This is a genomic window from Streptomyces sp. NPDC043896 (assembly GCF_056435605.1).
Genome location: NZ_JBWKEE010000001.1, coordinates 472,228 through 491,781 on the forward strand (window position 1 = coordinate 472,228; position 19,554 = coordinate 491,781).

Sequence of the window (19,554 nt, forward strand, 5' to 3'; positions counted from 1 at the left end):
GGCCGCCGGGGTGTCACCGCCGGGCCGCCCGCACGCCGGGGGCGTGCGCCGGGACCCCGGGCGGCCGGCGGGAGGCGGGACGGGTCAGCGGCCGGCCGCCCCCGCCATGAAGATCCGCACCTCGCCCGGCGCCGCGTCGTGCGCCCTCGCGGTGCCGCTCCCCCCGGCCCGGCCCTCCCAGGCACCGCCGTCCCGGCCCGCAACCCAGGACGAGCCGTCGTACGACACCCGGGCGATGCCCAGCTCCTTCGACCGGGCCACCGCCCAGTGCGCCATCGCCCGCCCCCGCCGCGCCTCGGCCTGGCCGCCGTCCTCCTTCAGGCGCAGCGCGACCTCCGCCTCCGGGACCGGCCCGCCCGGCTTCGACCGCCCCGCGGACGCGCCCGCCCGGCCCGCGCCCAGCGCCTCCCGCGCCGGGGCGCCGAAGGCCCGCGTCAGCTCCGTCCGCACCTTCTCCGGGTCGCCGGGCGCGGGCGCGGGACCGGAGCAGGCCAGCGACGCCGGGACGCCGTTCTCGCCGAAGGCGGCCGTCAGGACCGTCGCGTCCGGCTCGTGCTTCGCGTACGCCTGCGGGAAACCGCTGAGCTGCACCCGCTGCGCGGCCACCGTCAGCGGCAGCCGGGTGTAGCCCTTGATCTCCGCGAGCCGGTCGTAGAAGATCCCCGCCGAGTACACCGGGTCCATGATCTGCTCCGGGGTGCCCCAGCCCTGCGAGGGCCGCTGCTGGAACAGGCCCAGCGAATCCCGGTCCCCGTGGTCGAGGTTGCGCAGCGCCGACTCCTGCATCGCCGTCGCCAGGGCGATGGTCACCGCCCGGTCCGGCAGCCCCTTGGAGATCCCGACGGCGGCTATCGTCGCCGCGTTCGCCGCCTGCTCATGGGTCATCTCGTACGTCTGGACGGTCCCCGCCCCCGCGGAACCCGCCCCCGTCGCGGAGGCCGTGCAGTAGGAGGCGCCGTTGTTCGAGGCGCGCTGGACGGCGAAGTAACCGACCACGGCGAGCAGCACGAGCAGGCCCACGGCCCTGCGGAACGGCCGGCGGCGGCGGGGACGGAAGCGATCGGTCTCGGACACGCGGCCCACCGTACTTGAGGCCGATAAACCGTCCACCGGCCGGACGCTCCAGGTTCCCGCCCATCCCGGGGCGTTAGGGTCAGTTCCATGTCCGAATCCGAGCTGGACCTCACCCTGGACGCTGCCGAGCTGACCGCCCGGCTCGTCGACATCCCCTCCGTGAGCGGCGACGAGAAGGTGCTCGCCGACCTCGTGGAAGACGCGCTGCGCGCCCTCCCGCACCTCACCGTCGACCGCCTCGGCAACAACGTCGTCGCCCGTACGCACCTCGGCCGCGCCGAGCGCGTCGTACTCGCCGGCCACCTCGACACCGTGCCGATCGCCGACAACGTCCCGTCCCGCCTGGACGACAACGGCGTCCTGTGGGGCTGCGGCACGACGGACATGAAGTCCGGGGTCGCCGTGCAGCTGAGGATCGCCGCGACCGTCCCGGAGCCGAACCGGGACCTCACCTTCGTCTTCTACGACCAGGAAGAGGTCGCCGCCGACCTCAACGGCCTCGGCAAGGTCGCCGACGCCCACCCCGACTGGCTGGCGGGCGACTTCGCCGTGCTGCTGGAGCCCTCCAACGCCGAGGTCGAGGGCGGCTGCCAGGGCACCCTGCGCGTGCTCCTGCGCACCGAGGGCGAGCGCGCCCACTCCGCGCGCAGCTGGATGGGCTCCAACGCCATCCACGCCGCCGGCCCCATCCTGGCGAAGCTGGCCGCGTACGAGCCGCGCAAGCCCGTCATCGACGGCCTGGAGTACCACGAGGGCCTCAACGCCGTCCGCATCGAGGGCGGCGTCGCCAACAACGTCATCCCCGACGCCTGCACGGTCACCGTGAACTTCCGCTACGCCCCCGACCGCAGCGAGGCCGACGCGCTGGCCCACGTACAGGAGGTCTTCGCGGACTGCGCCGTCGCCGAGTTCGTGATCGACGACTCCTCCGGCGGCGCCCTGCCCGGCCTGTCCCACCCGGCGGCCGCGGCCTTCATGGACGCGGTCGGCGGCCGGCCCATGCCGAAGTTCGGCTGGACGGACGTCTCCCGCTTCAGCGCGCTCGGCGTCCCGGCGGTCAACTACGGCCCGGGCGACGCGCTGCTGGCCCACAAGGTCGACGAGCGCGTCGAGACGAAGGCCATCCTGCACTGCGAGGAACGACTCCGCGCCTGGCTGACCTCGTAAATTCCCCCTCCCGTCACTTTTGTGCGCCTAACCTGATCCAACGATCAGCAGGAGGGAGCACATCATGGGCAACCCCGAAGGTTCGGCCCGCCGTCGGCCCGAGGAGCAGCAGCTCGGGCCGGTGCTGCGCAGGCGGGGCCAGGTGCAGGCGGGCAGCACGACGGACCAGCGGCTGCTGGACTCCGCAGGGCCCTCCGAGTGGGTGCACACCGATCCCTGGCGGGTCCTGCGCATCCAGTCGGAGTTCATCGAGGGCTTCGGAACCCTGGCGGAGCTGCCGCCCGCGATCAGCGTGTTCGGCTCCGCCCGCACCCCGGTGGACTCGCCGGAGTACGAGGCGGGCGTACGGATCGGCAGCGCGCTCGTCGACGCCGGCTTCGCGGTGATCACGGGCGGCGGTCCGGGCGCGATGGAGGCGGCCAACAAGGGCGCCCGCGAGGCGAACGGCATCTCCGTCGGCCTGGGCATCGAGCTGCCCTTCGAGCAGGGGCTCAACCAGCACGTCGACCTCGGGCTGAACTTCCGGTACTTCTTCGTCCGCAAGACGATGTTCGTGAAGTACAGCCAGGGGTTCGTGGTGCTGCCGGGCGGACTCGGCACCCTGGACGAGATGTTCGAGGCGCTGACCCTCGTGCAGACCCAGAAGATCACCAGGTTCCCCATCGTGCTGTTCGGCACGGAGTACTGGGGCGGTCTGATCGACTGGCTGCGCAACACGGTCATCGCGCAGGGCAAGGCCTCGGAGAAGGACCTCTACCTCTTCCACGTCACCGACGACGTGGACGAGGCCATCGCGCTGGTGACGAAGGAAGTCGGCAAGTAGCGGCGGCGGCCGCGCCGCCCGGGCGGCGCGGCCGGCGGCCCTCGGGCCGGTCCGCGGCGGTTCGGCCCCCGGGCCGTTCCGTGTCCTGCGGCCCTCAGGCCAGCCCGCGGCGGGCCACGGCCGGCGGGCGGTGGCCCTGGATGGAGCGGACCATGTCGAGGATCTGCTTCGTCTCCGCGACCTCGTGCACGCGGTAGACCTGGGCGCCGAGCCAGGCCGAGACGGCCGTGGTCGCCAGGGTGCCCAGCAGGCGTTCCTTGACCGGCTTGTCGAGGGTCTCGCCGACGAAGTCCTTGTTGGACAGCGACACCAGTACCGGCCAACCGGTTTCGGTCATCTCCGCGAGGCGGCGGGTGGCTTCGAGCGAGTGCCTGGTGTTCTTCCCGAAGTCGTGGCCCGGATCGATCATGATCGACTCCCGGGGCACCCCGAGGGCCGCGGCCCGCTCCGCGAGCCCGACCGTGACGCGCAGGATGTCCTCCATCACGTCCTCGTACGAGGTCCGGTGCGGACGCGTACGCGGCTCCACCCCGCCCGCGTGGGTGCACACGATCCCCGCGCCGTGGCGCGCGGCGACCTCCGCCAGCCGCGGGTCCACCCCGCCCCACGCGTCGTTCAGTACGTCCGCCCCGGCCTCGCAGACCGCCTCGCCGACCTCGTGCCGCCAGGTGTCCACGCTGATCACCACGTCCGGGTGGCGGCGGCGGACCTCCGCCACGAAGCCGACCGTGCGCCGGGCCTCCTCCGCCGCGTCCACGTGCTCGCCCGGACCGGCCTTGACCCCGCCGATGTCGATGATCGCGGCGCCCTCGGCCACCGCCTGCTCCACCCGGTCGAGGGCGGGCTCGTCGCGGAAGGTCGCGCCCTGGTCGTAGAAGGAGTCCGGGGTGCGGTTCACGATGGCCATGATCACCGGCTCGTGGGTGTCGAACTCGCGCCTGCCCAGTCGCAGCATCCTGCTCTTTCCTCCTTCGGCGACCCTCGCGCCTCGTCTGCGACCTTAACCTGGTGGCCGGAGTCTCTCAGGGGAGTTGATCGTGTTCTGGTTCTTGCTGATCGCGCTGGTCGTGGTCGTGGCCGCGGTCACCCTCGCGGTGGTCGGCGGCGGGACGGAGGCCGTGCTGCCCGAGGCCGAGCCGGACCGGGTGGCCGACGCGCTCCCGGAGAGCCGGCCGGTGGTACGGGCGGACATCGACGCCCTGCGCCTGCCGGTCGCGCCGCGCGGCTACCGGATGGCCGAGGTGGACGACGTACTGGACCGGCTCGCGGCCGAGCTGGCCGAGCGGGACGCGCGGATCGCGGAGCTGACCGCCGCGCGCACCCCGGCCGCCCCCGAGGGCCGCGTCGACCTCGGCAAGGACGAGCGGTGAGCGGCGCGGGCCTGACCGCCGGCCCGGACGGCGGCCTGCGCTGCCCGTGGGGGCTCTCCACGGAGGACTACGTCGTCTACCACGACACCGAATGGGGCAAGCCCGTCCACGGGGACGACGCGCTGTACGAGCGGCTGTGCCTGGAGGCCTTCCAGTCCGGGCTGTCCTGGCTGACGATCCTGCGCCGGCGCGAGGGCTTCCGTAAGGCCTTCTCGGACTTCCGGATCGCGGCGGTCGCGGAATTCGGCCCGGCCGACGCCGAACGGCTGATGGCCGACGAGGGGATCATCCGCAACCGGGCCAAGATCGAGGCCACCCTCGCCAACGCGAAGGTGCTGGCCGGCTGGGAAGCGGGGCAGCTGGACGAGCTGATCTGGTCCCACGCCCCCGAGAGGCCGGGCCGCGCCCCGAGGAGCACCGCCGACGTGCCGGCGGTGACCCCGGAGTCCACGGCCCTGGCCAAGGCCCTGAAGAAGGCGGGCATCCGCTTCGTCGGGCCGACCACGGCCTACGCCCTGATGCAGGCGTGCGGCCTGGTCAACGACCACCTCGCGGGCTGCGTGTCCCGCGAGGCGTGAGCCGTCAGCGCCCCAGGTACTCCGGCGGCTGCTTCGCGAGGAAGGCCTGCACCGCGATGGAGTGGTCCTCGGAGGCGCCCGCGCGGGTCTGGAGGACGTCCTCCCGCTCCAGGGCCTCGGACAGCGAGTGCGAGGCCCCGTACGCCAAGGACTCCTTCAGGGCCGCGTAGGCCACGGTCGGGCCGGAGGCGAGGGCGCGGGCCACGGCCTCGGCCTCCGCGTGCAGGGAGTCCGACGGGACCAGACGGTTGACGATGCCCAGGTCGTACGCCTCCTGCGCCTTGATCGAGCGCGGGAACAGCAGCAGGTCGGAGGCCCGGGAGGCACCGATCAGGCGGGGCAGGGTCCACGACACCCCGGAGTCGGCGGTCAGCGCGACGCCGGCGAAGGAGGTGTTGAAGGACGCCGTGTCCGCGACCACGCGGAAGTCCGCCGCGAGCGCGAAGCCGAAGCCGGCCCCGGCCGCGACGCCGTTCACCCCGGCCACGACGGGCTTGGGCATCTCCGTCAGGGCCCGCACGATCGGGTTGTAGTGCTCGGAGACGGTGCTCATCGTGAGCTTCGAGCCGCTCTCGCGGTCCGCCGCCAGGTTCCCGATGTGCTCCTTGAGGTCCTGGCCCACGCAGAAGGCGCGGTTGCCGGCGGCGGTGAGCAGGACCGCCCGGACGGCGGTGTCGGCGGCCGCCGCCTGGACGGCGTCGCGCAGGGCGACCTTCGCCTCCGTGTTCATGGCGTTCATCGCGTCGGGCCGGTTGATCGTGACGGTCGCGAGTCCGTCGGTCACTTCGTAGAGCACGCTGTCGGCCATGGCGGGGGTCCCCCTTCGTCGCGGGCTTGGCTACAGGCCGGTACCGGCCGGTGCAAGGGCCAGCATGGCGGACGCGACCGGGGGCGGGCATGTGATGTGCGTCAAACAAAGCGGAGCCCTACCCCTGGGGGCAGCGGCGCAGTATCGCAGGCGGATCCCCGAAATGAGTGGTTTTGGCCGAGCGCGTTGCCCAAGCGTTCCCTTCCGATGTTGGTCATCGGGTCCTGACATGCGGGATAATGGCTGGGAAGCAATGTGTTCGATGCCGGGTACTAGGCGCCTGAACGGGGCCGTCGGCTGACGATGAGCTGGTTTCAGGAAGGGGAACGAGCATGGCGGCCATGAAGCCGCGGACGGGCGACGGCCCGCTCGAGGTCACCAAGGAGGGGCGAGGCATCGTCATGCGCGTACCGCTCGAAGGCGGCGGTCGGCTTGTCGTCGAGCTGACGCCGGACGAGGCGGACGCCCTGGGTGACGCCCTGAAGAAGGTCGTCGGCTGAGCCTCGGCCACTTGATCTTGCCCCGCCCCTGCCGCCCGCGCGGCGGGGGCGGGGTTCTCTTTTGTCGCGCCCCTCGCGCCGCTCGCGCCCCTCGCGCCCCTCGGCCCTGGCGGGCCTCCCGGGCTCAAGCGCCGGGCGCGGCTGCGGACACGGCGTCACCGCGCCTCGATCGCCGGCGGGGCTACGCGCGCCACCGGGGAACGGGCGAAGGGGGGCAGGGGTACCGCCCCCGGGCGGCGGTACCGCCGCCCGGGCCGGCCAGGGGCCGCCGCCCGGACCTCGACCGGCCGGGTCAGCGCCGTACGGCGCAGAGGAGCCCGTCACCCACCGGGAGCAGCGCGGCCTCCAGCGCCGGACTCTCCCGCACGCTGCGCAGCAACTCCCGCACCCGGATCACCTCCACCGGCTGCGCCGCGGAGTCCACCGTCCGCCCGTCGGCGAAGACCCCCTCGAAGCACACCAGCCCCCCGGGGCGCAGGAGCCGCAACGATTCCGCGAGGTAGTCGAGGGACTCGGCGGGATCGCCGTCGCAGAAGACCAGGTCGTACCCGCCGTCGGCGAGCCGCGGCAGCACGTCCAGCGCCCGCCCGGGGATGAACCGCGCGCGGTTCCCCGCGAAGCCGGCCGCGCGGAACGCCTGGCGGGCGAAGGCCTGGCGGTCCGCTTCGGGGTCCACCGTGGTCAGGACCCCGTCCGGACGCATCCCGTGCAGCAGGTGGATCCCCGAGACGCCGGTGCCGGTGCCGATCTCGGCGACCGCCTTGGCGTCCGCGGTGGCGGCGAGCAGGCGCAGCGCGGCCCCGGTGCCGGGGGACACGGACCGCAGGCCCGCTTCCCTGGACCGGTCTCGGGCCCATCGCAGGGCGTCGTCCTCGGCGACAAACGCGTCGGCGAACGCCCAGCTCGTCTGCCGGTTGCCGCTAATGACCCTCTCCTGTCCCCATAGTTGGCGCAACGGTGACTGTATCCGCTGACGTCGGGAACCCGCAGATGGGACCGGGCGTTGGGAGGGTGAGAGGCGGGATAGAGGGGACGGCTGCGGGCAGATCGGCGGTCCGGACCCCGAGGCTCGTGCAAAGTTACTGCAAAAATGCTTATCCAGAGCTGACGGGAGGGGTGGCTATGGTAGGGGCTCCACTGGACACCACCAGAGCCGACAGGGGAGGTGCGGCTGCGCCTGTGGATCGTGGAGGCGTCCTGAGACGTCTCTTCTGGTCGGCGGGTGAGCCGAAATCCGTGACCTACACTGCTGACCGCTTCCACACCGCCCACACCGCGACCACCGCGACCTTTGCCGCCGATGCGGGCTCCCAGGCGTGGACCCCTCCCACATGGGAGGAGATCGTCAGCACGCACAGCGCGCGGGTCTACCGCCTCGCCTACCGCCTGACGGGCAACCAGCACGACGCCGAGGACCTGACGCAGGAAGTCTTCGTCCGCGTCTTCCGCTCGCTGTCCACCTACACGCCCGGCACCTTCGAGGGCTGGCTGCACCGCATCACCACCAACCTCTTCCTGGACATGGTGCGCCGCAAGCAGCGGATCCGCTTCGACGCGCTCGGCGACGACGCCGCGGAGCGGCTGCCGAGCCGTGAGCCGTCCCCCCAGCAGGTCCTCCACGACACCCACTTCGACGCCGACGTGCAGCAGGCGCTGGACACCCTCGCGCCCGAGTTCCGCGCCGCCGTGGTGCTCTGTGACATCGAGGGCCTCTCCTACGAGGAGATTGCCGCCACCCTCGGCGTGAAGCTCGGCACCGTCCGCAGCCGTATCCACCGTGGCCGCTCGCACCTGCGCAAGGCGCTCAAGCACCGCTCTCCCGAGGCCCGCGCGGAGCAGCGCGCGCTGGCGGGCGTGGCCGTGGGCGCCCCGGGCGCCGGGGGAGAGGGCGGAGCCGAGTGAGCGGAGCCAGTCCCTCCCCCGCCGAACAGCACCTGGGCGACCGGCTCGCCGCCCTGGTGGACGGGGAGTTGAAGCACGACGCGCGCGAGCGGGTGCTGGCACACCTGGCGACCTGCGCCAAGTGCAAGGCCGAGGCCGACGCGCAGCGCAGGCTGAAGACCCTGTTCGTGGAGAGCGCCCCGCCGCCGCTGTCCGCCGGGCTGCTGGCCCGGCTCCAGGGGCTGCCGGGAGCGGGCCCCGACGGGCCCGCGGGGCCGGCCGGGCCGGCCGGAGGACCGGGGGCTCCGCTCGCGCCCCCGGCTCCGGGTGTCGACCCGTTCTCCTCGTTCGGGTACTCCGCTCCGGCCGCCCCGCGCGAGGGTTTCCGTATCCACGAGGTGGGCCGTCCCAGACGCCGCTTCGCCTTCGTGGCGGCGGGAGCCGTGTCGCTGGCCGCGATCGCGCTCGGCGGCGCGCTGCCGCTGGACGGGGTCGAGCCGAACGCCCGGGGGGAGGCGCCCGCGACCAGGCCCGGACCCTCGGTGCCGCTGACCGACGCCTTCGTCCGCGACCGGGTGCCCACCCCCGTCCCTCCGACGGCGGCCGTCCCCGTGGGGCAGCTCCCCACGGCGGCCTCCTCGGCCCCGGCGACGGCGCAGCCGGTTTCGCTCTCCCGCTGACCCGGGCCCCCGAGGGGCCCGGGCACCTGGTTGAATCTGCGGCACACGCGCCGCCCGCGGTGCGCCAGGCCCGCGGGGGGAGCGCCCATGTCCGACAGCCAGCACGACGGTCCGGCTCCGACGTGGTGGAGCCGGCCCGCCGGCCTCCCGGAGCCGGGCCCGGAGCCGGGCCCGGAGCCGGAGACCGCCGGCACCCCGGAGGAGCCCGCTCCCGCCCCGGAAGCCGCCGCCCCCCGGACGGGACCCCGCTACGACCCCTGGGCCGCCGGTCCGCTCCAGGTCGTCGACCACGGCAGGGCGCGCCGCGCTCCGGCCCTGTGGCAGCTGGCCCTCGTGGGCGCCCTCGTCGCCGTCCTCGCGGGCTGCGTCGGCGGCTACCTCGGCATCCTCGCCGAGCGGCGCGCCGGCACCCGCCTGGAGCTCCCGCAGGCCGCCGCCGACAACAAGGGCCGGGCCCCCGACAGCGTGGCCGGCATCGCGGCCACCGCCCTGCCCGGCGTGGTCACGCTGCACGTCAGCGGGGGCGGCGGCAGCGGCACCGGGACCGGCTTCGTGCTCGACGAGCAGGGCCACATCCTGACCAACAGCCACGTCGTCGCCGACGCCCGCGACGTGACGGTCACCTTCAGCACCGGCGAGAGCGTCACCGCCGAGCTGGTCGGCCGCGACGGCGGCTACGACCTGGCCGTGGTGAAGGTCAGCGGCGTCCGGGGCCTGCGCCCGCTGGCGCTCGGGAACTCCGAGAACGTCCGCGTCGGCGACCCGGTCGTGGCCATCGGGGCCCCCTTCGACCTCTCCAACACGGTCACCTCGGGCATCATCAGCGCCACCGGCCGCCCCATCACCGCCGGCGGCGGCAAGCGCGACGGCAGCGACGTCAGCTACGTCGACGCCCTCCAGACCGACGCCCCCATCAACCCCGGCAACTCCGGCGGCCCGCTCCTCGACTCCCGCGCCCACGTGATCGGCATCAACAGCGCCATCCGCGGCGCCGACAAGGGAGAGGACGGCGACGACCCTACCCGCCAGAGCGGCAGCATCGGCCTCGGCTTCGCCATCCCCGTCAACCAGGGCAAGCGGGTCGCCGAGGAGCTCATCCGGTCCGGCCACGCCACCCACCCCGTCATCGGCGTCACCCTGGACATGGAGTACACGGGAGACGGAGCCCGGGTCGACACCAAGGGCGAGGACGGCACACCCTCCGTGGTCGCCGACGGGCCCGCCGCCCGCGCCGGCATCAAGGCCGGCGACGTGATCACCAAGGTGGACGGCGTACGCGTGCACGGCGGCGACGAGCTGATCGTCAAGATCAGGGCCCACCGGCCCGGCGACCGCCTCGGCCTGACCCTGCTGCGGGACGGCAGGGAACGCACCCTGGAAGTCGTCCTCGGCTCGGCCGGCGGCAGCTGATCCACCCCCGGAAGCGGGCGGTCCGCGACACGAACACCGGATGACGCCAGGGTGAATCCGCGAACGGTCACGCACCGGCGTAGGGGAGCGCAAGGAACGGCGGGTACCGTTGACCGGGCCGGATGTGGAGAGAGCCGAGGAGCGGCAAGGTGTTCAACGACATAGGCGCACTCGAGCTGGTCACCATCGTGGTGCTCGCCATCCTCGTCTTCGGCCCGGACAAGCTGCCGAAGGTGATCCAGGACGTCTCGGGCTTCATCCGGAAGATCCGTGCGTTCTCGGACAGCGCCAAGCAGGACATCCGCTCCGAACTGGGCCCCGACTTCAAGGACTTCGAGTTCGAGGACCTGAACCCGAAGACCTTCATCCGCAAGCAGCTGAGCGAGAACGAGGACCTCCAGGAGCTGCGCACCAGCTTCGACCTGCGCAAGGAGCTGAACGAGGTCACCGACGCGGTCAACGGCCGGGAGACCGCCCCGTCCGAGGCCGCCGACGCGCCGTCCGCCGCGCCCGCCGCGGGCGCCGGTCCCGACCTGCTGAAGAAGCCCGCCGCACCGGCCCGGGAGACGCGCACCCCCTTCGACGCCGACGCCACCTGAGCCGCAGCCTGCCCGTCGATCCGGGGCCGGATGGCTATCCTCCATCTGTCCGGACCCAGGCCGCCCGCGGAGGGGGGTCCCCCCAGCGCAGCGAGGGGGAGGGCCGTTCCGGACCCCACGGAACGAGAGGCCGCCCATGGAGACGACGAGCAGCAGCCGTGTAGGCGCGCAGCCTGCCGAAGCCCCCGAAGACGCACCACCCGCGCAGACCGAGCCGCCGGAACATACCGGCCAGGCCGCCCCTGGCCAGGCCCAGGAGGCCGCCCCCGTCCCGGCGGCCCGCCGGGCGGCGGCGGGCTACCTGAACGCCGAGTTCCCCTGGTACGGGCTGGACGGAGCCTTCACCGGCCCCCGCTGGCTCATGCAGGTCGGCACCGGGGCCGACGGCACCGTGGAGCACGGTTCCACCGGCCACGGCGACGAGCCGTCCGCCCGCGGCGAGATCGCCACCGGCGAGAAGGACCGCTTCGCGGTCGTGATCACCGTCGCCAGCAACCCCCTGCGCCGCAGCGGCGACGGCACCGGCGTCCTGGAGGCCACCTCGGTCTCCTCGGCGGCCTGGCTGGCCGGTTCCGGGCTGCTGGCTTACAGCTGGCCGCCGCAGATGGACCACGCCCGGCGCGACGACTGGCTGGACCAGCAGACGGAGGCCGCCTGGGAGCTCGCCGACGACCTCGCCGGGCCGGACTGGTCGACGCTGTCGCTGCCGGTGGACGGCGAGCCGACGCCGTTCCACTACCGCGAGTCGGAGTTCGGATGGGTGCTGGCCGGCTCGACCGGGAGCGGGGTGCACCTGGGGGCGTACGGGCGGGGGATGAGCGCGTACGGGCTGGGCTTCTCCGCGATCGCCGACCTCGCCGCGTACGAGTAGGGGTACGGGGAAGGGCACCGCCTGGCGGCGGTGCCCTCTACGCTGCGCGGTCCCTGCGGTCCCTGCGGGCCGTCGTGCCGGTGTGCCCGCCCGTGCCGCCCCGCGGCACGAGCGCCCGCGCCCCGGCCGTCAGAACTTGTTGCGCGGCGTGATGCCCAGGCTCATGCCCGAGAGGCCGCGGGCGCGGCCGCCGAGCTTGCCGGCGATGGCGCGCAGCGCCGCACCCGCCGGGGAGTCCGGGTCGGACAGGACGACCGGCTTGCCGTCGTCGCCGCCCTCGCGCAGCCGGACGTCGATCGGGATCGTGCCGAGCACCGGCACCGTCGCGCCGACCGTCTTCGTCAGGCCGTCGGCGACCTTCTGGCCACCGCCCGAGCCGAACACGTCCACCATCTCGTCGCAGTGCGGGCACGGCAGGCCCGACATGTTCTCGACGACGCCCACGATCTTCTGGTGCGTCTGCACCGCGATCGACCCGGCCCGCTCCGCGACCTCGGCGGCCGCCTGCTGCGGGGTGGTCACGACGAGGATCTCGGCGTTCGGCACCAGCTGCGCCACCGAGATCGCGATGTCGCCCGTGCCCGGCGGCAGGTCCAGCAGCAGCACGTCCAGGTCGCCCCAGAACACGTCCGCCAGGAACTGCTGGAGCGCCCGGTGCAGCATCGGGCCGCGCCACACCACCGGGGCGTTGCCCGGCGTGAACATGCCGATGGAGATCACCTTCACGCCGTTCGCCGACGGCGGCATGATCATGTTTTCGACCTGGGTGGGCTTGCCGTCCACACCGAGCATCCGCGGCACGCTGTGCCCGTAGATGTCCGCGTCGACCACGCCGACCTTCAGGCCGTCGGCCGCCATCGCCGCCGCCAGGTTGACCGTGACGGAGGACTTGCCGACGCCGCCCTTGCCGGACGCGACCGCGTACACACGGGTCAGCGAGCCCGGCTTGGCGAAGGGCACCTCGCGCTCGGCGGTACCGCCGCGCAGCGTGGCCGCCAGCTCCTTGCGCTGCTCGTCGCTCATCACGTCCAGGGACACGGCGACGGAGGTGACGCCCGCGACCTTCTCGACGGCCTCGGTGACGTTCTTGGTGATGGTCTCGCGCATGGGGCAGCCCGACACCGTGAGGTAGACCGTGACGGCGACGGCGCCGCCCTCGCCGATCTCCACCGATTTGACCATGCCGAGTTCGGTGATCGGCCGGTGGATCTCGGGGTCGTTGACCGTCGCCAGCGCGTCCAGGATCGCGTCCTGCTCCGGCACGGCGGCGGAGGGTGTCTCGGTAGCCATGCACCCGATGGTACGGCTCGGTAGCAGCGCTCAGGTAAGCCGATCAGCGGTCGCCTTCGTCACTTTCCCCCGGGAACAGCCGCCGCTCGTCCATCTCCTTGATCAGGTCCTGGAACTCCGAGCGGATCCAGTCGCGGGTGGCGACCTCGCCCAGGCCCATCCGCAGCGCCGCGATCTCCCGGGTCAGGTACTCGGTGTCCGCGATCGACCGCTCGTTCTGCTTGCGGTCCTGCTCGTGGGTGACCCGGTCCCGGTCGTCCTGCCGGTTCTGCGCGAGCAGGATCAGCGGGGCCGCGTACGAGGCCTGGAGGGACAGCATCAGCGTCAGGAAGATGAACGGGTACTGGTCGAAACGCAGGTGATCGGGCGCGAAGACGTTCCACAGCACCCACACCACGATGACCAGGGTCATCCAGACGATGAACCGGCCCGTGCCGAGGAACCGCGCCACCCGCTCCGACAGCCGCCCGAAGGCCTCCGGGTCGTACTCGGGCAGCAGCTTGCGGCGGTCCGGGCGCGGCTGGTCCAGCCGTACGCGCGAACGCGTCAGCGCGCTCGCCCCCGCGGGGGCGGCACTCCTCGCCCGTTCGGCGGAACGTTCCGTCCGCTCGTTGCGCAGCCGCTCGGCCGCCTCCTCCAGCCGCTCCGAGAGCCCCTCACGGGCCTGCTCGCGCCGCTCCCGGCGCCGCTCGCGCGCCCCGTCGCCCCGTCCGCGCTCAGTGCCCACGCACGGCCTCCTCGGAGTGGAAGTCCGTCTCCCGCCAGTCGTCGGGCAGCAGGTGATCCAGGACGTCGTCGACGGTCACCGCGCCCAGCAGCGAGCCGCTCTCGTCGACGACGGGTGCCGCCACCATGTTGTACGCGGCCAGGTAGCTGGTCACCACCGGCAGCGAGGCGTCCGGGCGCAGCGGCGGCAGGTCCGCGTCCACCAGGGAGCTGACCAGCGTGAACGGAGGGTCCCGCAGCAGCCGCTGGAAATGCACCGTCCCGAGGTACTTGCCCGTCGGCGTCTCGTCCGGCGGCCGGCAGACGTACACCTGCGCCGCCAGCGCCGGCGACAGGTCCGACTTGCGTACGCGGGCCAGCGCGTCCGCGACGGTCGCGTCCGGGCGCAGCACGATCGGCTCCGTGGTCATCAGACCGCCCGCGGTGTTCTCCTCGTACGACAGCAGGCGCCGCACGTCGGCCGCGTCGTCCGGCTGCATCAGGGTCAGCAACCGCTCCTTCTCCTCCTCCGGCAGCTCGGAGAGCAGGTCGGCCGCGTCATCGGGGTCCATCGCCTCCAGGACGTCGGCCGCGCGCTCCTCCTTCAGCTTCCCGAGGATCTCCACCTGGTCGTCCTCCGGAAGCTCCTCCAGCACGTCCGCGAGCCGGTCGTCGTCGAGGGCGTTGGCCACCTCGGCGCGGCGCTTCGGCGTCAGGTGGTGCAGGACGTTGGCCAGGTCCGCCGGGCGCATCTGCTCGAAGGTCGCGACCAGGCTCTCGGCGCCCTGGCCCTCCTCCTCCAGGGAGAAGCCGGACACCGCCGACCACTCCACCGTCAGGGTCTCCCCGCGCCGGCGCAGCGCGCCGCCCTTGCCCTTGCGGACGAAGATCCGGTCGATCTCCCAGTCGCGGCGGGCCGGCAGCTGCTGGATCGCCACGTCCAGCACGGTGACCTCCTCGCCGCCGTCCACCAGGCGCACCCGCCGGTCAAGCAGCTCGCCGAGGACCAGCCGCTCGGTGGGGCGCTGTTCGAAGCGCCGCATGTTGACGACGCCGGTGGTGATGACCTGGCCGGACTCCACGCCCGTCACCCGGGTCATGGGCAGGAAGATCCGGCGCCGGCTGACGACCTCGACCACCAGGCCCAGCAGCCGGGGCGGGCGGCCGCCGACCCGCAGCATCGCGACGAGGTCGCGGACCCGGCCGACCTGATCGCCGTTGGGGTCGAAGACGGGCACACCCGACAGATGCGAGACGAAGATCCGCGGGGCGCCTGCAGCCATCCGTGCGCCTCCTAGAGCGTCCATCAACAGTCGTGCCGTGCCTCAGGCTAGCCCGTGCCGGGGGAAGGCGTCCTGGTGGGGCCGTCCGGCCGGGGTGTGTACGGGGGCCCGACGGGGCCCGGGCCGCGGAGGGGTACGCTGCCTGCTGCCCCGACCCCCGACGAGAGGCACGCGCCCGTGACCGCCTACACCCCCGCCGTACGGCTGCGCCGGGCCGCCTTCATCGGTGCCCTGTGCGCGGGCCTCGCCGTCGCCGGGACGGGCTGCGCGGAGAAGGCGGACCCGGACAAGGGCACGAACGGCGTCGGCAAGCTCGGCCCCGACAAGATCGAGGGACAGGCGAAGGCCGCCGCCGGCGCGGCGAACTCCGTCCACCTGTCGGGCACGCTCGTCACCGGCGGCAAGACCTTCACCCTCGACATGCGGCTGAAAGCGGACGGCGGCTCCGGCGAGGTGAAGTCGGCCGAGGACACCTTCCAGCTGCTGCGGGTCGGCGAACAGCTCTACCTGAAGGCCAGCGCTGCCTTCTGGGGCCAGTCGGACTCGGCGGGCAAGCTCGGCGACAAGTACGTGAAGGTGCCCGAGGCCGACCCCTCGTACAAGCAGTTCCGCGGGTTCACCGACATGCACGTCCTGCTGGACGGGCTGCTGGGCCTCCAGGGCAAGCTCACCAAGGGCCCCTACACCACGGTCGGGCACACCAAGGCGGTCCCCGTCTCGGCGGACGCGGGCAAGGGCGGCAAGCTGTCGGTCTCCCTGGAGGGCACCCCGTACCCGCTGCTCATGGAGCGCGCGGGCGGCGCCGGCCGCGTGGAGCTGTCCGAGTGGGGCAAGCCCTTCCCGCTGGAGGCGCCCGCGCAGGACCAGACCGTGGACTACGGCAGCCAGCTGCCGACCACCAAGGACGGCAAGGGCACGGGCGCAGGCACGGGCACTGGCACGGGCGCAGGCGCCGGGGCCACGCCGACGCCCTCGAAGCCCTCCGGCCAGGGCTCCGACCCCACGGGCTGACCGGCGGACACCCTCTAGCGCTTGGCCTTCTTCCGCTTCAGCAGCAGCTTCGGCAGCCCCGCCGGGATCGGCCTGCGGGTGACCGCGGGGGACCCCACCGGCCGGGCGGCCAGCGAACCCGTCGGCAGCTGCCCCACCGCCACCGGCTCCAGCCGCAGCAGCCGGCACTCGCGCGCCCAGCGCTCCGTCATCGCCTCCGAGTCGGGCGCGTTCAGCCGCTTGCCCTTGAGCTCGGCGACGGCGGCCTCCCAGGAGTCGCTGCCGGGCACGAGCTCCCGTACGGCCGCGGTCCAGGCCACGAGCCGGCCGCCCTTGTCCTTGCTGCGCACGGTCACCTCGGCCGAGGTGCCGTCGGTGAGCCCGGGGAAGGGCTGCTCGCCGGGCCCGTCGCCGAGCACGTGCGCGGCGCCGTCCACCCAGGCGTGCCACAGGGCCCGGTCGGCACCGGTGCCCCGGACCCAGATCAGGCCGGACTTCTTGGAGGCCTCCTCGACGAGGGCCAGGTCGAGCGCGCTGAGAGTCATGCGCACAGCGTAGGCGGTGCGCTCCCGCGTGCCACGACCGGCGGCCCCCGGGGCCTACAGCCAGCCGTTGCGCCGCAGCGTCCGGTGGATGGCGAAGCAGCTGCCGACGATCGCGGCCATCACCAGGGGATAGCCGTACTTCCAGTGCAGCTCCGGCATGTGGTCGAAGTTCATCCCGTACACGCCGCAGATCATCGTAGGGACGGCGATGATCGCCGCCCAGGAGGTGATCTTGCGCATGTCCTCGTTCTGCGCGACCGAGGCCTGGGCGAGGTTCGCCTGGAGGATCGAGTTCAGCAGCTCGTCGAAGCCGATGACCTGCTCGTGCACCCGGGCGAGGTGGTCCGCCACGTCCCGGAAGTACTTCTGGATGTCGGGATCCACCAGCCGCATCGGCCGCTCGCTGAGCAGCTCCATCGGCCGCAGCAGCGGCGACACCGCCCGCTTGAACTCCAGCACCTCGCGCTTGAGCTGGTAGATGCGGCCCGCGTCGCCGCCCCTCGCGACACCCTTGGCGGGCGTCGCGAAGACCGCGCTCTCCACCTCGTCGATGTCGTCCTGCACGGCCGCCGCGACCGCGATGTACCCGTCGACGACGTGGTCGGCGATGGAGTGCAGAACGGCCGACGGGCCGCGCGAGAGCAGCTCCGGGTCGTCCTGGAGGCGGTGGCGCAGGCTCCGCAGGGAGCCCTGCCCGCCGTGCCGGACGGTGATGACGAAGTCCGGGCCCGTGAAGCACATCACCTCGCCGGTCTCCACGACCTCGCTGGTGGCGGTGAGTTCGGCGTGCTCGACGTAGTGGATCGTCTTGAAGACGGTGAAGAGGGTCTCGTCGTAGCGCTCCAGCTTCGGCCGCTGGTGCGCGTGCACCGCGTCCTCCACGGCGAGCGGGTGCAGACCGAAGGTGGCGGCGATCCCCGCGAACTCCGCCTGGGTGGGCTCGTGCAGGCCGATCCAGGCGAAACCGCCGTCCGCGCGGACCCGGCGCAGCGCCTCACCGGGCGTCAGACAGTCCCCCTGGGCGCGCCGGCCGTCGCGGTACACGGCGCAGTCGACCACCGCACTGCTGGCCGAGGGGTCGCGGGTGGTGTCGTAGCCGGGCTGGACGGGGGTGGACTTGCGCAGTGCCGGACGGACGGCGGCACGGAGGTAGGGCAGCATCGACATGGCAGGCTCCTTCTCGCGCACGGCTGCGGACCGTACGGGTGGGAGGCCCTCCGCGACCGGGGCACGGAACCCGGGGCCGGTAGAGGGGAACAGGACGGGAGGACGAAGTTCTGCCGTCGCTCTTCTGCTGATCAGAAGATCAAAGGGGGCTGGAGCCGCCCTGGAAGGACGCCGAAGAGCGATTGGTACTGCACGATCGACTTCGATCCATCGCAGCCCCACCTCCTCCGGCCGGTCCCCCGTGGGGGACGTCCTGTCGCCGGAGCACTGGAAGCAACGCTTCTGCGCGCGGCCCCGACCAGCTGTCAACACTATCAGCCGACGGATGGTCAAGACCCGCCCTTTACCCGGTGGATACGAGTTCTATGCTCGGTCCATGGCAGAAATTCTGGCCCTCGTCGAAGCCCGGCTGCGCAGCACGCTCGGCGAACCCGACGCCCGCGCCTCCGTCACCTTCCTCGGCACCGACCGCATCGAGGTCCTCCGCTTCTCCGAGGGCGACCTCGTCCGGTACGCGACCCTCGGCATGTCCGCCCACCCGATGACTGACCCCACCGCCGTCGTCGCCGACCCGGTGCGCGGCCCGCGCGCCGAACTGGTGCTGACCGTACGCACGGGCCTCGCACCCACCGACAAGCTGCTCCGGCCGCTCGCCGTCCTCGCGGCCTCCCCGATGGTCGAGGGCCTGATCGTCGCCCCCGGAGCCTCGTTGGACGTGGGCGAACCGCTCTGGGACGGAGCCCCGTTCACCTCCGTCCTCGTCGCCGAGCCCGGCGGACTCGTCGAGGACCTGGAGCTCGACGAGCCCATGGACCCCGTCCGCTTCCTCCCGCTGCTCCCCATGACGGCGAACGAGGCCGCCTGGAAGCGGGTGCACGGAGCCGCCGCGCTCCAGGAGCGCTGGCTCGCGCGCGGCACGGATCTGCGGGACCCTCTGCGTACGGCCGTCGCACTGGACTGAGCCCGGACGGGTGATCGCGTCTTGACGACGCCCCGGGCGGGGAGGAGCGTGCTTCTTATGAGGGGCGAACCGAGTTGCCCGAAGTGCGGTGGCCGGGTCCGCGCGCCCGGCCTCTTCTCCGACTCCTGGCAGTGCGCGGTGCACGGCGCCGTCCACCCGCTACAGCCTGTGATCCCGCCCAGCGTCGAAGGGCTGGAGGTCGTCGTCAACCGGGCGAACGTGCCCGTCTGGATGCCGTGGCCGCTGCCGGTCGGCTGGCTGTTCACCGGGGTCGCGAGCGCCGGTGACGACCGCAGCGGCGGCCGGGCCACCGCCGTGGCCTGCACGGGCCCCGGCCCGCTCGGCGGCCTGGGGGAGCTGCTGCTGATCGCGGAGGAGCTCGGCGTCGGACTCGGCTCCCGCTTCGCCGGCATCGACGCCCCCGACCCGGGCCCTCACATCAACGTCTCGGCCCCGCCGCACGCCAAGGTCGTCGCGGCGGGCCGCCCCACACCGCTGTGGCACGTCAAGGGCACCCCGGAGGACCGCGCCGTCTTCGCGGGCGAGGCACGCGGCCTGTGGCTGTGGGCCATCGTCTGGCCCGAGCAGTCGGGCCTGCTCATGTACGACGAACTGGTCCTGACGGACCTCCGCGACGCGGGCGCGGAGGTCGAGCTGCTCCCGTGCGGAGCCCTGAGCCCGAGGATCCTGGGGTAGGGGCGGTAGGGGCGGTAGGGGCGGCGGGGGGTACGGCGATTGCGGCGCGGGCCGGCTATCTCCCCCTCGAGGGACGACGGCCGGGCGGTGGTTGCCCACCCGCCCCCGGGTGCGGGTGGGCGGGATGGGGGCCGTACCCCCTGGGGCCGGGTCGGG

Annotated in this window: 22 protein-coding genes; 13 read left to right on the forward strand and 9 right to left on the reverse strand. The window is 73.2% G+C overall.

The window, feature by feature from the left end:
• Positions 1–84 precede the first annotated feature (84 nt).
• The gene (locus tag AC069X_RS02235; RefSeq protein WP_478724153.1) at positions 85–1,074 is read right to left on the reverse strand and encodes a hypothetical protein; all 990 of its coding nucleotides are present in this window, start codon (positions 1,072–1,074) and stop codon (positions 85–87) included.
• A gap of 87 nt (positions 1,075–1,161) precedes the next feature.
• Here AC069X_RS02235 and dapE point away from each other — a divergent pair, with 87 nt between their 5' ends.
• Positions 1,162–2,241: a succinyl-diaminopimelate desuccinylase gene (gene dapE / locus AC069X_RS02240; protein WP_478724155.1), complete on the forward strand. Its 1,080-nt coding sequence runs from the start codon at positions 1,162–1,164 to the stop codon at positions 2,239–2,241.
• A gap of 64 nt (positions 2,242–2,305) precedes the next feature.
• Entirely contained in the window at positions 2,306–3,064 is a 759-nt protein-coding gene (locus AC069X_RS02245) for an LOG family protein (RefSeq protein ID WP_478724157.1), read from the forward strand.
• A 94-nt stretch (positions 3,065–3,158) separates the two neighbouring features.
• Here AC069X_RS02245 and folP read toward each other — a convergent pair whose 3' ends face one another.
• Positions 3,159–4,019, reverse strand: coding sequence for a dihydropteroate synthase (gene folP / locus AC069X_RS02250; RefSeq protein ID WP_478724159.1), 861 nt, complete (start codon positions 4,017–4,019; stop codon positions 3,159–3,161).
• 82 nt (positions 4,020–4,101) lie between these two features.
• Between folP and AC069X_RS02255 the strand changes: the two genes are divergently transcribed.
• Positions 4,102–4,434: a DivIVA domain-containing protein gene (locus tag AC069X_RS02255; protein WP_478724161.1), complete on the forward strand. Its 333-nt coding sequence runs from the start codon at positions 4,102–4,104 to the stop codon at positions 4,432–4,434.
• Positions 4,431–5,012 (forward strand): DNA-3-methyladenine glycosylase I, encoded by a 582-nt coding sequence (locus AC069X_RS02260; protein WP_478724163.1) that lies wholly within the window; start codon positions 4,431–4,433, stop codon positions 5,010–5,012. Before AC069X_RS02255 ends, AC069X_RS02260 begins: the two co-directional genes overlap by 4 nt.
• A gap of 4 nt (positions 5,013–5,016) precedes the next feature.
• On the opposite strand, the gene chcB is transcribed toward AC069X_RS02260, so the two are convergent.
• Complete coding sequence (chcB, locus tag AC069X_RS02265; protein WP_478724165.1) at positions 5,017–5,820, reverse strand: 2-cyclohexenylcarbonyl CoA isomerase; 804 nt, start codon at positions 5,818–5,820, stop codon at positions 5,017–5,019.
• 332 nt (positions 5,821–6,152) lie between these two features.
• Between chcB and AC069X_RS02270 the strand changes: the two genes are divergently transcribed.
• Complete coding sequence (locus AC069X_RS02270; protein ID WP_003966491.1) at positions 6,153–6,320, forward strand: DUF3117 domain-containing protein; 168 nt, start codon at positions 6,153–6,155, stop codon at positions 6,318–6,320.
• Between the two features lie 292 nt (positions 6,321–6,612).
• Here the strand turns inward: AC069X_RS02270 and AC069X_RS02275 are convergent, their stop codons facing one another.
• The gene (locus AC069X_RS02275; protein ID WP_388934014.1) at positions 6,613–7,275 is read right to left on the reverse strand and encodes an O-methyltransferase; all 663 of its coding nucleotides are present in this window, start codon (positions 7,273–7,275) and stop codon (positions 6,613–6,615) included.
• A gap of 167 nt (positions 7,276–7,442) precedes the next feature.
• Here AC069X_RS02275 and sigE point away from each other — a divergent pair, with 167 nt between their 5' ends.
• The 5 genes from sigE (at position 7,443) to AC069X_RS02300 (ending at position 11,761) form a co-directional block, all read left to right on the forward strand.
• Positions 7,443–8,222, forward strand: a complete 780-nt coding sequence (gene sigE, locus AC069X_RS02280; RefSeq protein ID WP_478724168.1) for an RNA polymerase sigma factor SigE — start codon at positions 7,443–7,445, stop codon at positions 8,220–8,222.
• Positions 8,219–8,881 (forward strand): zf-HC2 domain-containing protein, encoded by a 663-nt coding sequence (locus AC069X_RS02285; RefSeq protein ID WP_478724170.1) that lies wholly within the window; start codon positions 8,219–8,221, stop codon positions 8,879–8,881. Before sigE ends, AC069X_RS02285 begins: the two co-directional genes overlap by 4 nt.
• Before the next feature lie 87 nt (positions 8,882–8,968).
• Entirely contained in the window at positions 8,969–10,291 is a 1,323-nt protein-coding gene (locus AC069X_RS02290) for a S1C family serine protease (protein ID WP_478724172.1), read from the forward strand.
• Between the two features lie 149 nt (positions 10,292–10,440).
• Positions 10,441–10,890, forward strand: a complete 450-nt coding sequence (locus AC069X_RS02295) for a sec-independent translocase (protein WP_478724174.1) — start codon at positions 10,441–10,443, stop codon at positions 10,888–10,890.
• 136 nt (positions 10,891–11,026) lie between these two features.
• Positions 11,027–11,761: a hypothetical protein gene (locus AC069X_RS02300; protein WP_478724176.1), complete on the forward strand. Its 735-nt coding sequence runs from the start codon at positions 11,027–11,029 to the stop codon at positions 11,759–11,761.
• Positions 11,762–11,890: 129 nt separating this feature from the next.
• Here AC069X_RS02300 and AC069X_RS02305 read toward each other — a convergent pair whose 3' ends face one another.
• From AC069X_RS02305 to AC069X_RS02315, 3 genes are all read right to left on the reverse strand, one after another.
• Complete coding sequence (locus AC069X_RS02305) at positions 11,891–13,006, reverse strand: Mrp/NBP35 family ATP-binding protein (RefSeq protein ID WP_478724352.1); 1,116 nt, start codon at positions 13,004–13,006, stop codon at positions 11,891–11,893.
• 88 nt (positions 13,007–13,094) lie between these two features.
• Positions 13,095–13,601 (reverse strand): DUF1003 domain-containing protein, encoded by a 507-nt coding sequence (locus AC069X_RS02310; protein ID WP_399439494.1) that lies wholly within the window; start codon positions 13,599–13,601, stop codon positions 13,095–13,097.
• A gap of 166 nt (positions 13,602–13,767) precedes the next feature.
• Positions 13,768–15,039: a magnesium transporter MgtE N-terminal domain-containing protein gene (locus AC069X_RS02315; RefSeq protein WP_478724178.1), complete on the reverse strand. Its 1,272-nt coding sequence runs from the start codon at positions 15,037–15,039 to the stop codon at positions 13,768–13,770.
• Between the two features lie 177 nt (positions 15,040–15,216).
• Here AC069X_RS02315 and AC069X_RS02320 point away from each other — a divergent pair, with 177 nt between their 5' ends.
• On the forward strand, positions 15,217–16,050 hold the full coding sequence (locus AC069X_RS02320) for a hypothetical protein (RefSeq protein ID WP_478724180.1): 834 nt from the start codon (positions 15,217–15,219) through the stop codon (positions 16,048–16,050).
• A 14-nt stretch (positions 16,051–16,064) separates the two neighbouring features.
• Here AC069X_RS02320 and AC069X_RS02325 read toward each other — a convergent pair whose 3' ends face one another.
• Both AC069X_RS02325 and AC069X_RS02330 read right to left on the reverse strand, forming a co-directional pair.
• On the reverse strand, positions 16,065–16,574 hold the full coding sequence (locus tag AC069X_RS02325) for a hypothetical protein (RefSeq protein ID WP_478724182.1): 510 nt from the start codon (positions 16,572–16,574) through the stop codon (positions 16,065–16,067).
• Positions 16,575–16,628: 54 nt separating this feature from the next.
• Positions 16,629–17,741: a magnesium and cobalt transport protein CorA gene (locus tag AC069X_RS02330; RefSeq protein ID WP_478724184.1), complete on the reverse strand. Its 1,113-nt coding sequence runs from the start codon at positions 17,739–17,741 to the stop codon at positions 16,629–16,631.
• Positions 17,742–18,117: 376 nt separating this feature from the next.
• Here AC069X_RS02330 and AC069X_RS02335 point away from each other — a divergent pair, with 376 nt between their 5' ends.
• Positions 18,118–18,702 carry a suppressor of fused domain protein gene (locus tag AC069X_RS02335; protein ID WP_478724186.1) on the forward strand — a complete coding sequence of 195 codons (585 nt, stop codon included), beginning with the start codon at positions 18,118–18,120 and terminating at the stop codon, positions 18,700–18,702.
• Between the two features lie 57 nt (positions 18,703–18,759).
• Positions 18,760–19,398 (forward strand): DUF6758 family protein, encoded by a 639-nt coding sequence (locus AC069X_RS02340; protein WP_478724188.1) that lies wholly within the window; start codon positions 18,760–18,762, stop codon positions 19,396–19,398.
• Positions 19,399–19,554 lie beyond the last annotated feature (156 nt).

Bases quoted from the DNA above. Each gene is read 5' to 3' on its own strand.
- dapE (WP_478724155.1), top strand. From the start codon at position 1,162: ATGTCCGAATCCGAGCTGGACCTCACCCTGGACGCTGCCGAGCTGACC.
- AC069X_RS02245 (WP_478724157.1), top strand. From the start codon at position 2,306: ATGGGCAACCCCGAAGGTTCGGCCCGCCGTCGGCCCGAGGAGCAGCAG.
- folP (WP_478724159.1), bottom strand. From the start codon at position 4,019: ATGCTGCGACTGGGCAGGCGCGAGTTCGACACCCACGAGCCGGTGATC.
- chcB (WP_478724165.1), bottom strand. From the start codon at position 5,820: ATGGCCGACAGCGTGCTCTACGAAGTGACCGACGGACTCGCGACCGTC.
- AC069X_RS02270 (WP_003966491.1), top strand. From the start codon at position 6,153: ATGGCGGCCATGAAGCCGCGGACGGGCGACGGCCCGCTCGAGGTCACC.
- sigE (WP_478724168.1), top strand. From the start codon at position 7,443: ATGGTAGGGGCTCCACTGGACACCACCAGAGCCGACAGGGGAGGTGCG.
- AC069X_RS02290 (WP_478724172.1), top strand. From the start codon at position 8,969: ATGTCCGACAGCCAGCACGACGGTCCGGCTCCGACGTGGTGGAGCCGG.
- AC069X_RS02300 (WP_478724176.1), top strand. From the start codon at position 11,027: ATGGAGACGACGAGCAGCAGCCGTGTAGGCGCGCAGCCTGCCGAAGCC.
- AC069X_RS02315 (WP_478724178.1), bottom strand. From the start codon at position 15,039: ATGGCTGCAGGCGCCCCGCGGATCTTCGTCTCGCATCTGTCGGGTGTG.
- AC069X_RS02325 (WP_478724182.1), bottom strand. From the start codon at position 16,574: ATGACTCTCAGCGCGCTCGACCTGGCCCTCGTCGAGGAGGCCTCCAAG.
- AC069X_RS02330 (WP_478724184.1), bottom strand. From the start codon at position 17,741: ATGTCGATGCTGCCCTACCTCCGTGCCGCCGTCCGTCCGGCACTGCGC.
- AC069X_RS02335 (WP_478724186.1), top strand. From the start codon at position 18,118: ATGGCAGAAATTCTGGCCCTCGTCGAAGCCCGGCTGCGCAGCACGCTC.
- AC069X_RS02340 (WP_478724188.1), top strand. From the start codon at position 18,760: ATGAGGGGCGAACCGAGTTGCCCGAAGTGCGGTGGCCGGGTCCGCGCG.